Origin of the sequence: Bdellovibrio sp. HCB185ZH, from assembly GCF_047302455.1 — a bacterium.
Lineage (GTDB): Bacteria > Bdellovibrionota > Bdellovibrionia > Bdellovibrionales > Bdellovibrionaceae > Bdellovibrio.
Genome location: NZ_CP178624.1, coordinates 96,087 through 108,369, shown reverse-complemented (window position 1 = coordinate 108,369; position 12,283 = coordinate 96,087). Strand labels below are relative to the sequence as shown.

Annotated in this window: 12 protein-coding genes and 1 tRNA gene; 3 read left to right on the top strand and 10 right to left on the bottom strand. The window is 47.1% G+C overall.

What is annotated here, in order from left to right; translation table 11 throughout:
• Positions 1 to 72: 72 nt before the first annotated feature.
• Positions 73 to 834, bottom strand: coding sequence for a hypothetical protein (locus ACLSU7_RS00470; protein ID WP_413293556.1), 762 nt, complete (start codon positions 832 to 834; stop codon positions 73 to 75).
• Positions 835 to 853: 19 nt separating this feature from the next.
• On the opposite strand from ACLSU7_RS00470, the gene ACLSU7_RS00465 reads away from it, so the two are divergent.
• The gene (locus ACLSU7_RS00465) at positions 854 to 1,822 is read left to right on the top strand and encodes a hypothetical protein (RefSeq protein WP_413293555.1); all 969 of its coding nucleotides are present in this window, start codon (positions 854 to 856) and stop codon (positions 1,820 to 1,822) included.
• Here the strand turns inward: ACLSU7_RS00465 and ACLSU7_RS00460 are convergent.
• Entirely contained in the window at positions 1,819 to 3,876 is a 2,058-nt protein-coding gene (locus tag ACLSU7_RS00460; protein WP_413293554.1) for an ATP-binding protein, read from the bottom strand. The genes ACLSU7_RS00465 and ACLSU7_RS00460 overlap by 4 nt on opposite strands.
• A gap of 342 nt (positions 3,877 to 4,218) precedes the next feature.
• Between ACLSU7_RS00460 and ACLSU7_RS00455 the strand changes: the two genes are divergently transcribed.
• Together ACLSU7_RS00455 and ACLSU7_RS00450 are read left to right on the top strand one after the other, a co-directional pair.
• Positions 4,219 to 4,557 (top strand): FKBP-type peptidyl-prolyl cis-trans isomerase, encoded by a 339-nt coding sequence (locus ACLSU7_RS00455; protein ID WP_413293553.1) that lies wholly within the window; start codon positions 4,219 to 4,221, stop codon positions 4,555 to 4,557.
• 53 nt (positions 4,558 to 4,610) lie between these two features.
• Positions 4,611 to 5,216 carry an HAD family hydrolase gene (locus ACLSU7_RS00450; RefSeq protein ID WP_413293552.1) on the top strand — a complete coding sequence of 202 codons (606 nt, stop codon included), beginning with the start codon at positions 4,611 to 4,613 and terminating at the stop codon, positions 5,214 to 5,216.
• 34 nt (positions 5,217 to 5,250) lie between these two features.
• Here ACLSU7_RS00450 and ACLSU7_RS00445 read toward each other — a convergent pair whose 3' ends face one another.
• From ACLSU7_RS00445 to ACLSU7_RS00410, 8 genes are all read right to left on the bottom strand, one after another.
• On the bottom strand, positions 5,251 to 6,435 hold the full coding sequence (locus ACLSU7_RS00445; RefSeq protein ID WP_413293551.1) for an MFS transporter: 1,185 nt from the start codon (positions 6,433 to 6,435) through the stop codon (positions 5,251 to 5,253).
• A 236-nt stretch (positions 6,436 to 6,671) separates the two neighbouring features.
• Positions 6,672 to 7,238 (bottom strand): quinol:electron acceptor oxidoreductase subunit ActD, encoded by a 567-nt coding sequence (locus ACLSU7_RS00440; RefSeq protein WP_413293550.1) that lies wholly within the window; start codon positions 7,236 to 7,238, stop codon positions 6,672 to 6,674.
• 12 nt (positions 7,239 to 7,250) lie between these two features.
• Entirely contained in the window at positions 7,251 to 7,625 is a 375-nt protein-coding gene (locus ACLSU7_RS00435; protein WP_413293549.1) for a BON domain-containing protein, read from the bottom strand.
• 250 nt (positions 7,626 to 7,875) lie between these two features.
• Positions 7,876 to 7,949: transfer RNA gene (locus tag ACLSU7_RS00430), tRNA-Cys, on the bottom strand.
• A gap of 58 nt (positions 7,950 to 8,007) precedes the next feature.
• Complete coding sequence (locus ACLSU7_RS00425; protein ID WP_413293548.1) at positions 8,008 to 9,456, bottom strand: ATP-binding protein; 1,449 nt, start codon at positions 9,454 to 9,456, stop codon at positions 8,008 to 8,010.
• A gap of 84 nt (positions 9,457 to 9,540) precedes the next feature.
• On the bottom strand, positions 9,541 to 10,419 hold the full coding sequence (locus tag ACLSU7_RS00420) for a site-specific tyrosine recombinase (RefSeq protein ID WP_413293547.1): 879 nt from the start codon (positions 10,417 to 10,419) through the stop codon (positions 9,541 to 9,543).
• 126 nt (positions 10,420 to 10,545) lie between these two features.
• Positions 10,546 to 11,181 (bottom strand): hypothetical protein, encoded by a 636-nt coding sequence (locus tag ACLSU7_RS00415; protein WP_413293546.1) that lies wholly within the window; start codon positions 11,179 to 11,181, stop codon positions 10,546 to 10,548.
• Positions 11,182 to 11,266: 85 nt separating this feature from the next.
• A complete protein-coding gene (locus tag ACLSU7_RS00410) occupies positions 11,267 to 12,043 on the bottom strand; it encodes a hypothetical protein (protein ID WP_413293545.1) in 777 nt (258 codons plus the stop codon).
• Between the last annotated feature and the right edge of the window lie 240 nt (positions 12,044 to 12,283).

Below are 12,283 nucleotides of genomic sequence, written 5' to 3'. Positions count from 1 at the left end.
TTGATTGACGCAACTCCTGGGCCACTAGATATACGGAGATTGAGCCACAAACTAGTGGGCCAGTTTAAAAGCCTAACGCTTTTTCTTTGGTTTTGTCGTGCCCTTCTCCGGAGGGGCCGTCTCATCCGCTTTGTTTTCAGGCGCCGTTTTCATCTCAGCCGGTTTTTGCTCTATTTCTTTTTGCTTAACCTGCTCCAGCGCTTTCGGTTTTTCCACGCGACTTTGGATAAAATAGCGAACACCAATCATAAACGCATACTGATCCGAAAACTCATTGGGCATTTTGGAAACCGCATAGGTATAGCGGGCATCAGCCGTCACCGCCCACAATCCGGAATTCCAAATCTCACCTTGCAAAGCCAGATTCGCACCACTTTCTGAGGAAGACCAGGCCGAGGTTTTTATATCTTCTTGCGGAGTGAAGTCAGTGTGGACAGTTTTAACGAAGCCCATCGGGTACGTCGTATAAATCCCAAGAGATGTGGAAAAGGACGGAGCCCAATAGCGGCGATAGGCGATGGTCACTTGCATGGCCTGAGTTCTTTCGACGACGGATCTGCCCGCAGCCTCGTCTCGAAAATAATATTTATGAAAATAGACCGCTGCCATTTCAAGCGCTCCGTGGTCACTGACGTCACCGGAGGCAATCAAGGCAATTCCTGGCATCGTTTCATTCAAATCTTCGTACTTGCCATCATAAACCGTGCGGGAAAAATACGGACCGACCGAAGCCATGACATTTCCCCGCTGAGGCACATAGGCTTCAGCAAAATCTGCACACAGAATAAAGATACTCAGAGACAGAATGGAAAGTGTCCGTTTAAGATAGACCATATCTGGAGCCTAATGGTTGATGCGTAAAAAATCATTATCTTTATACATAAAAAACTTTGCATTGTTGGCGACAACGGTGATGGTCTTTTTAGGCACAAGCTCCGCCTTTGCTGCTCCGAACGACACGCCTCCTGACGACAAAACCACGTTGGAAGAGGATTTAATCAATAGCAATATCTATATCTCGCGCTTTTTCGACAACATGGCGGACGGCGTGGATTTGTTTTTGGCGGGACAACAGTACACTGAAAAGCCCAATACCACGTCGGCGGTTTTTGAAACGGCTTCGTACTATAACTCGCTCGAGGGGTTAAGAAACGACCTGAGCTTTGACTTCTATTTGCGCCTGCCAAATGTGGAAGAATATTGGCAAGTGACATTCACCTCTTATGACGAAACAGCTGAGCGTGGTGTGAGTCAGGAATACCTCAGAAATCAACCCCGTCAGCGGAATGCCGGGGCCACCTTCGGTTTTTTCAGGCAGTTGGGAAATGTCAGAACCTCCTACCAACCACGTATATCATTCGCCCTGCCTTTAAAGATTTCCCATACCTTGACCTTTGAAAGTATCGTCGAAAAATCGAAATCTTACCGGGTCAATCCCAAGCTGCAATTTTACGCTGACGCGGATAAGGGCACGGGGATGTTTCAGGCACTGAACTTCAACTTCACCTTAAACAGACGCTTTAGTTTAACCTTCATCAACGAGGGGGACTATGAAGACCGTATTGCCACCTACACGGTTACAAACGGTGTGGCTTTAGGTCAGTGGTTTAGCAAAATGGCTAACATCTCTTACAATATCTTTTTTACGTCCAAGAACCGACCGAATTATCATCTGTATTCATACAACTTCTCGGCAGCCTTCAGTCAGATTCTATACAAAAATATCCTGGATTATCAGATTCAGCCCAATATCGATTTTTCTGAAGAACATGACTTCGTCAGAAACCCGGGTGTGAATTTCCATTTGTATATCAGATTTTAAACCAGTGGCGAAATTTCCAGCTTACGTTCGAATTGCCCCAAATAGCCCATCAGCTTTTGGATCAAATCATGGCGACGAATGGGTTTACTTAAGTGCGCATCGAATCCTGCGGCTAGGCAACGATCACGCTCTTCTTTCATTGCGTTGGCAGTCAAGGCCACGATCAGGTTGGTATAACCCTCGGCACGCAACTCCATCACAGCCTGACAGCCATCTTTAACCGGCATTTGCACATCCATCAAAATCACATCATAGCTTTTCTGACGGGCGGCTCGAACACCCTCTTCACCATTTCCAGCGATGGAAATTCTAGCGCCTGCGCCCTCAAGAAAGCGCTTTAACAGGGCTTGAATGTCAGAGGAGTCTTCCACCAAAAGGATCTCACGTTCCTGTAATGCCGTTGAAAAATCCAGGGACGTAACATCCATGATTTTAATTTTCTGTCCGCTTTCAACCTCTGCCAGATTCGCGAACCGAGGACCCTTTTCCGGGCAAATGCAATCGACAGTCACCCGGAAAGAGCTTCCCTTCCCGATTTCTGAATTCATCAATACCAGGTCTCCCCCCAGCCTGCGGGCCAACGTGCGAGAAAGGGCCAAGCCCAACCCCGTGCCACCAAACTGCCGCGTATGTGAAGCATCGGCCTGAGTAAAGGGCTGAAACAAAATGCCTGCTTGCGCAGGGCTGATACCGATTCCTGTATCGGAGATTTCAAAACTCAGGGACTGAAGGGCTTCTGATTTACTGACATTCAGACGGACGAAACCTGAACTCGTAAATTTAATCGCGTTGCCAATAAGATTCGAAAGAATCTGCGACAAGCGTGTCGCGTCGGATTTGATATAACGCGGGAGTTCTGTATCAATGGCGACTTCAAACTGCACGTCTTTGCTGGAAGCGCGGGATTCTGCAAACAAGCTTAATTCACGTAAAAGTTCACGCAAATCCACTTCACTGATTTCAAGCTCCACTTTACCCGCTTCGACTTTAGAAATATCGAGAATATCGTCGATGATGCGTAAAAGGTAAGTGCTGTTAGTGCGAACCTTCGACGCCCAATCCTGGCGCTCTGCAAGTGTCGATGTGGAATTCGTCAAAAGATCCGAGAACCCCACGATCGCGCCCAGAGGTGTGCGGATTTCATGGCTGACATTCGCGATAAAGTTGGTTTTTGCGCGGTTCGCCGCCTCGGCGGCATTTTTCATTTCCGCGAGATTTTTATAAAGCAGAGCTCTTTCAATGTTGACCGCAAGCTTGTTTGCAAACTCTTCGGCCATCATCGCATCAACTGCATCAAAATTGGCAGATCCTGGTGCTCGGGCCAAAGTCACACAACCAATGGTGTCGCCATTTTGTTTGATTGGCATGCAGATATAAGAACGCAGCCCCACCTTCGTAAACAACGCAGACGCCCGTGGTGAAACAGAAAGCATGGGAAGCATTTCTGGTAATATTTGCTCATGGAATACCGAGGTGCCGGAGCGCAAAACTTCAAGAGGACTTAAAACATCATCAGCATTTTCAAAGCTGACTTCCTGAAGTTCCTTTAGAAGGGGCAACAAGGCTTCGTGTTTGTGAGCCACAGTTCCAGGCCCCACTCCCAGATTCTCCCGCAAATCAACACGACACCAATCTGCCATATTTTCCACAGCCACTTGGGCGGTAGTCGTGATGACCGAGTGACAGCAAGCAGTTAAATCAAAATTTCTGTCGAGGGATTTCAAAGTCGTTGCATAAAACGTCAAAAGACGTTCCCTATAATAGTTCTCGCGTGTGTCGTGCAGATAGATCAAAAGATGTTCGCTGTAAGGGGCTGGTGCTAAAACTTTTTGAACACGAATCAGGGGGCGCAAGGAAGGATTTAACAGAGCAAGCAACTGATCCAGTGTATGATCCGGGATCTCGCCTTCAAACGCCAGAAGGTTTCGGGCTGAATCGTTCCATTGCAGCACGCGCTCATCCCGAGTCGTGATGAGTATCGGCAGATGCGTAGCAAAGAAGATGTGCTTCCACATCTCTGCTTCAATCTCCGAAAGCTGAATTCGACCGGCCATCTCGCCCCTCACATGCAATAGGGAGCGGTTTTACCTTATCGAGTTTAACGCTTCTAAAAGTTATCTTTTGTATTATATTTTTTATACCGAAAAGTCCGCATTTGCTTAAGGCTCGTGCAGTTACATTGCTCACCTGCAAGGGATCTAAACAAGTCTTTGAAACTATTGAACTAAACAGATTTTATGGAAGCCTCGAAAACAAAGATTTTCCGCTGACTTTTACTCTGCAAAATCTCCTAAATTCCAGCAGAAATTACGCCACCAAAAAGTAAAATCCTGCTTGAGAAGCGGAACCGATTTTCAACTGACAGATCGCAGCCAGATCATATAAGGTTGAGTCAAATGTCACTTTCAGAAGTTCAGTTTACAGATCATACTCAAGGGACCGGCGAGCTTGCGAGCAAAGGCGCCTTGGTCTTTATTCACTACACCGGCACCTTAAAAGATGGAACTGTGTTTGATTCCTCTTATACTCACGGACGCCCGTTTGAATTTGTGGTGGGCTCAAAAAAAGTCATTCAGGGCATGAGCCAGGGAGTTCTTGGGATGAAGGTCGGTGGTAAGCGCACCATTCAAATTCCAGCAAGCCTTGCATATGGCGAGCGAACCATAGGAAAGATTCCTCCCCATTCTGATTTGACCTTCGAAGTCGAATTGCTTGAATCCCGCCCTCGTGAATAATCCTCAAGATACAGCATCTGGCCACAGAGGCTTTGCTATGCTACACTTTGCCTATGCTAAATTCATTTTTTCCGAATCACGATTTTAAAGCCTTGCTATTTGATTTTGACGGCACTGTTGCCGACACTATGCCTGCGCACTTGGGCGCTTGGAACAAGGCCCTAGCGAAGTACTCTTTGTCTTTAAGCCGCGAGCAACATCAAGCCTGGGCGGGACGTCCCACTCATCGCATTGTTGAAATGATGAATGAGCTTCATCAGGCAACCATCGATCCTCAGCAGTTTCTGGCCGAAAAAGAAGTTCACTATCTTTCCTCTTTGCATGAAGTAAAAACCATCACCTCGGTGATGGATGTGATCACTCACTATCATGGGAAAGTTCCCATGGCGATTGTCACGGGCAGCCGCCGCAAAATCGTGGATCTGACGATGAGGCAGCTGAATTTGCATTCGTATTTTGATCTTCTGGTTTGTGCTGAAGATTACACTCAAGGGAAACCTGCGCCCGATTGTTTTTTAATGGCCGCTTCCAAGTTAAGCATCGCTCCCGAAAATTGCCTGGTGTTCGAAGACGCCGTATTAGGGATGCAAGCTGCCCACTCGGCGGGGATGAAGTGCCTGATGGTGGATGAAAAATACAGCCTCACCCACTCACGATAATCATTGAAATCAAGACCCGCTTCCCGCGGGTCTTTTATTTTATCACAGCCTCAAAGTGCTGGGGATTTTTATTCCGATAGATTGTTGCCGCAACTCCAAAAGCTGCCGCGACCAGAATCACATAAGCAATACCGCCGTACATCGATTGATATTTTTCGTAAATCCAGAAACTAACTAGATAAGCCGTCCCACCGACGATCCCTGTGGCAAGATTATAACTTAAACCGTACAGCGTGCAGCGATGTTCGTGATGAACCAGGTTACAGACCAATACCACGAAGGGACCGAAACAAGCTGTGGCGATCATGCTGATCCCGATGGAAACTATGAAAATGTAAAACCACGGCAGTGAGAAGGCCAGAATATGACCTTCCGATGCCACTACCTCAAACAGCTTAAAAAGTGGCAGAATTAAAACCACTCCAGCAATCAAACCTGCTTTACAAACCTTACGTGGTCCCACCCGATCCGCGAGCGAGCCCCACAACGCATAAGTGGGAGCATAAAAAATTGTCGAATAGGCAATGACGTGGTTGGCGGTCAAAGGATCCAGTTGCAACATCGATTTTAGAAAAAATCCCTTGATGTTCACTCCCATAATCGCGATAGAACCCAAAGCTGTTGCCATCAGCAACGCATAAACCGCGCATTTTTTCTCTTGGATCGTCCAATCCTTAAGCTTGATAAAATCCCAGCGAGAAATTTCGGGCTGATCATGAAATTCGACATTTCTTAAAAGACGATGCAGTTGCCACCAGATGGGAAATATAAGCGCACTGTAGACAAAGGCTGTGCGCCAACCTTGTTGCAGAAACTGACTCTCGCCTATGAGCAGCTTGGAAATAATCGTGACCGCCAGGGCAAACAAATATCCTGCGGGTACAGAGGTTTGAAAAAGACCGGTGTAAAGTCCTCGATGTGTCGATGGGGCCGCTTCATAAATGATGACACTTAGAATGGGATAACATCCTCCCAATGCAAAACCTTGAATGATTCTCAAAATATAATAAGTCCAGTGAGAGCTGTCGGGGACCAAACACACCAGGCACGACGAAACCCCAATCAGGCAGACACTCAAACGCAGGCCTTCCAGACGATTTTTTCGGTCAGCAACGGCACCCAGAAATAAGGAACCAAAAGGTCGCACGATGAAACCGATTAAAAATGAAGACATGGAAAATAAAAAGGACGAAGGCAGGGCTTTTGCAAACTCCGTCATCAGCATTCCCGGAAGGTAGAACGAATAAAAGGTGAATAGATTAAGAAGGCATGCATAGCCTAGAACATCTTGTATTCTTCTATGAGGCATTCTTGCTCCGTTTACTGATACTCTATAAGGCTTTTGATGAATTGTATTGTAGAGTGCTTGGAAGATTTGAATTCACAAAACGCATGTTCAACCTATGTGTACCAACAAAAAAAGGGAGCCGAAGCTCCCCCTTTTTCTTTGATTTCTTAAGGATGCATGTCTCTGCGGTCTTCTTCTTTTCTTGAAGGACCTTTTTCATTTGATTTTGCGATGTCTCGCGCGCCACATTGTTTCAAGATTCTTTCGGCTTTATCTTGCCAGTCTCCATCATCGACATGAACTGACAAAAGGATGCCGCCGTCTTTGACCATCGTCTCATAACGTTTGGCTTCGTACTCTGGAATGCCCATACCTACCAAGGCCCCTGCCAAGCCACCAACTGCGGCTCCAGCACCTGCTCCTGCAAGAGCTGCCATGATCGGACCAGCAGCAACCAATGGTCCAAGAATTGGCATTGTGGCGATCGCACCGGCGCCAACCAGCCAGCCTAATGTACCACCCAAAAGTGCTCCCGTTCCGCCACCGATTGTCGCACCTTCTGGTGCTTTCGTGTCTTTTTCGTGAGCGAATTTAGCGGTTTCACCTTTATCCGGCATCAGTACGGAAACGTCTTCACTGCGGAAGCTTTCCATACGAAGCTGCTCCACACATTGTTCAACTTGTGAACGAGTTTGAAAAATACCAAATACAACTTTATCTCCACGTTGTCCCATTGCTGTACTCCTTTACTTAGTCACTACGGTGTTATTAATAACTTGAGTATCACCGGCCACGCCTTTGGCGATACGTTCTACTTTTGCTTTTTCATCGGCAGAACTCACATTGCCTTTCAAAATCACGCGCTTGTTACTGTCGGTGATGATTTGAATGTTGTGCGCCTTTACTGACAACGAATCATCAGCCACGATTTTTTCGCGAATCATACGCGTGATATCCGTCGCACGCTGAGTCGTCATTGCCTGATCATCGGCTTTTTTAACCGTCTGACCTTGATTGTGCTGATTTTGGTTCTGGTTATTCTGGTTCTGATTCATTGTGCCTTCTGCAAGAGCTGCACTTGCAGATAGACTCAGAACGATTGCTGGAATGAACATTTTCATAAAGCCTCCCTTTACTCACCCCCAAAGATAATAGCGGGACGAAGTATTTCCAGCTTTCTGAAACGAAATTGTGAAGTGTCATGGGAAAATCGCGAAGCATGACTTGAAAACAAGATTTATAAATCAAGACGAGTGGACTTTTCTCGACGTAGGTGCGCTGGTATGAAGTCGGTCACGAAGTCGATGGAGCAAAAAAAATCCCGAACAGCGTCGGGATTTTTTTAGAACGAAATTTTTAAAAAGAAAAAATTGGAGGTGACGAGCGGACTTGAACCGCTGTAGCAGCTTTTGCAGAGCTGAGCCTAGCCACTCGGCCACATCACCCCAGAGTGATTTCGAAGGTCTAATCTATGCTAAACCGGTGATTTTAGTCAATCTAATCCTAGCATCCGAGTCTTTTGAGTGCTTCAACGGGTTCGAAGGTCATTTTTAGGGCAGTCTCTACATGGTGGGGCTGTAGCTTTTCGGCTTGTTCGAGGTCCGCTAGGGTTCTCGCGACTCGGAGCGTTGCGAGCTCGCGGCGGCGACTGGAGATCTCCTTGGGGAAAAGCTCCTTCATATAGAAACTGGGAAGATCAGATACCAATTCCTCGTAGTTCCAACGACTGGAAAGCTTGGCAAAGCGTTTATCCACTAAAGACTTCCGAGCGCGAAACATACGACTGGCTTCTAACTTTGCCAGAATATCCGCACCTGATACAGTCTCGCCTTCTTCTCTTTTTTGAGTAAAAAACGTGATGTGAAAGCGATCCACCAAAGGACCCGAGAGTCTTTCCATATAGGACTGACACTTTTTTAAAGATCTGCCACAGACTACTTTTGATTTTGGCACCCAATCACCACAAGGACACAGGTTCGTGGTAGCAATCATCAAGGATTCCGCCGGAAACTCTTCGACGAAACGCCCGCGGCGAATGCGGATCATGGATTCCTCCATGGGTTCCCGCAAAGATTCCTGGGCGCGGACGTTGAATTCTAAAAGCTCATCTAAAATCATCACGCCTTTGTGAGCGCGAGTGATCTCACCTTTAAAGGGTGGCACACCCCCACCGATCAACCCAAGAGCGGTGGTTGAATGATGGGGATGAACCACGGGACGCCAGCGAAGAGGGGCTTCACTGCCACCCCGGTTGTTTTTTGAAATTGTATGCATGTCTTCCTGAGTGGGTGCCGCCAAGAGCGCCGACAACGTTCGGGCAATGGTGCTTTTGCCTGAACCTGCGGGACCTGCGAGCAAAACAGAGTGCTCTCCCAAAGCGATAACTTCCAAAAGCCGCGCCTGCCTTTGCGGAAATTGAAGATTCAGATCACCTTCGGGTCTGCGCACTTCGTATTCTCGAGGGACGGCGGCGACATCCACGGGCTCACGAACATCCTGCAAACAATTCATCACCCGACGATCAAAAACTGCCACCGTATTTTGCGACTGTCCCGTCCATACTAAGACATTTCCGTCAGGCTCAAAATCCGTGGGCAGATCTTCGGGTTCATAGACTTCACCAAGTAATCCCAACTCCCCGTACACCATCACCGAGTCTTCAGGCTTCGGAAGTTGTTCGGACTCCCACAAAATCCCCAGCGCCACCGCCAGCTCAAGACCGCGCGAGGATTTTTTCAAATGATTGGGACGAAGATTCACCAAAACTTGTTGTGCCTTGGGAAATTCGAAACCCTGGGCACGAATGGCGCTTTTAATCCGGTGAATGCTTTCGCGAATCCCCTGATCCGGGAGTCCTAAGAATTGTATTTGTGGCAGTCCCGCGGTGAAATTAATTTCCACTTCGACCGGAACCAGGGCTTCATTTTCACGAATCAGAGATTTGATTTTCATGAAATGAACGAAAAGCAAAAAAAAGCCCACAACTGCTGTGGGCTTTTTTCATAAATTCACTGAATGTTGAAACCGAAGGTCGGATTATTTCTCTACTTCCGCCATCTGCGACAGCGGATGATGTTCCTCGATGGTGCGAGTCATCGTGTTCGTCGTCACATTCGTGTAGATCTGTGTCGTTTGAATACTCGCGTGTCCGAGCAGCATCTGAATCGAACGCAGATCTGCACCGCTTTCCAATAAAGCCGTTGCACAACCATGACGGAAACGATGGGGATTTACGGGTTCCGCAAAACCTGCACGCGTCGACCAGCTCGCAAGCCATCTCCACACATCCACACGAGACGGACGATGCCCGCGGTCATTAATTAAAATCGAAGGACTGTTTTCTTTCATCAACACCGAACGGTGCTCACGAAGGTAGGTCGTCAGAGTTTCGGCCAATTTTTCAGTCAAAGGAACCAAGCGCTCCTTGCTGCCTTTACCCAGAACTTTGATCCAACGATCTGTCTGATTAAAGTCAGTGACATTTAAACCAATCAATTCAGAAACACGACAGCCTAAACCGTACAAGAACAACAACGTCAATTGATTGCGTGCTGTTTTGACCGGATCCGTGACTTCGGCTGCGTCGAACAGCTGCTGGAACTCTTGGGGAGTTAATACTTTGGGAAGCCCCACTTTAACTTTAGGTGGGCGCAGCTCACGCAGCTCCGGACTGTTATGCCCGCGAGTTTCGCAGAATTTAAAATACGTGCGCAAAGACGAAATCACCCGCGCCTGAGAGCGCGTGGAAAGTTTATGCTTTTTCATAAACTCGTAAAAGCCAGACACGTTGTTATGGGTTTTGCGATACTCGATATAGAGTTCCAGATCACGGCGATATGCCATCACCGTATTTTGGGAACGTCCACGTACATTTTGTAGTTCATCAAAGAAGTCGATCCAAAGAGGTAGTTCCATAGGTAATATTAGAACCAGACTTTGGACCAAGGGCAAGAAATATTATGTCACTATTTGAAAATAAAAAACGCCCTTCACTGCGAGGTCAGAGAAAGGCGTTGGCGATTTGGAATTTAAATTTCGGTCTTAGTTGAAAGAACCACCAAAGACAGGGCTGCAATTGATACCGTTAGCTTGAGCCACATGGATACCACCTGGAGGAATTGCTACCAGACGATTGCCATTGATCATACCACCGTTGATTTCCATGATGATGTTACCTGGGTTCGCAACAAGTCGAACTGTCGACATCATACCTGCATAAGCCATCGTACCCGGTGTCACTGTATCAACAGTGTAAGTCCCTGGCGGAACCTGACAACCTGAACCGTAAAGGTCGTACCAGTTTGTCGTTAAAGTCATCGTTCCTTGAAACGCGACCGGGCCGGAGTACTGATTCAAGTTTGTACCAATGTTAGAGTAACCTGGATAACCATACCCTGGATAACCGTTGGGATAGGTTCCGTTGTAAGCTGTTGCACCGTTGTCCACGATCACATTCAAAGCCAAAGAAACCTGATTCATCGGGTTCACACTTTGAACGGAACCGAATTGTTGTGCGTTGACGAAGCCTACTCCGTTCGCCCAAACATTTCCTGCTGCGACACCGCCGCCTCCGTCATTTCCTTGGCAAGCTGCCATGAATGCTGAAATAGCCAGCATGGCGATAAGCTGCATGATCAATGTCGGAAAACTTACTTTGCGTAAATTAAGTTTATCCATATATTACTCCTCGTTTTAAAATCTACCTAAGTTACTCCGGCACAGCCGGAGGTTTGCAACTCCTCCGATAACCGGAGAGTTAAAGTTATTGGAAAGCCGCTGCTCTAGAAATCCCAGAGAATGTGCCAAGCTTTCTGTAACCGTCGTTTGGAATCACAGCCGATTTATTAATCACTGAGCCCGAGCGGCAGTTGTAAGGACCGTCATAGATGAACCAGCATTTTCTGTAAGGAGACTGAGTCGCGTAAGATTGTGCGAAGTTCTTATAGTACAAAGAACCCGTCACGATCGTGCCTCCTTGAGCGTCACCTTGGCTGATCACATTATCAACAACCAGAACCACGCCGCCCCACTGATCCTGGAAGAAGCCTGTGAACACAGTCTTGCCACCAGAAGTGAAGAATCTATTGTATTCAGCTTCCAACGTGTTGTTGTCTTTTAAACCTGAGTAGCTTGCATTCTTACCAGAGCCTGCCGTGAAGGAGCCTGTGTAAGTGACACCAGTATCTGTATAAGACATGCTCACAGTTCCGGCATAGCGACCGTTACCCACATCACTCAATTGAATCTTCAATTTGAAGTTCTTAGGGTCATTGACTGGGCGAGTACCAATGTAATTATTTAACTCTGTGATCGAGACCGGAGTGAAAGTGCCTTCATTAGAATAGCTTGTAGTCGTGCCACCTGTATTGGTGCCAGAGCCATCTGGTGAAGTTGGGATCGTGCCCGTTCCACTATTATTAGAATCAACAACAACCGCAGTCGACTCTGCAACGGCCATCTTATTATTACCGCAGCCCACACCTGCTAGTGCGATTGCGGCCACCAAGATCATCATTGGAGCGTTGAATTTGTTGTTCATATCTTGCCTCTTTCAAGAACCCGTTTTCAAAGGTGGGTCCTCACGGTTCTGTAATGCTATGCCTGTGCCAAGATCCAGAAAGTGGCCTAAGTTATGGATAAAAGAGCGTAATTATACCGTTTCTCAAGGTGATACAAACAAGCGTTCTGTGACTAAGGACCAAGGGGTAAGCGCAAAAGCGGCACTTATTCTAAAAATAAGACATGTCGAAGATATGTACGCAAAAATAATATTTAAGAT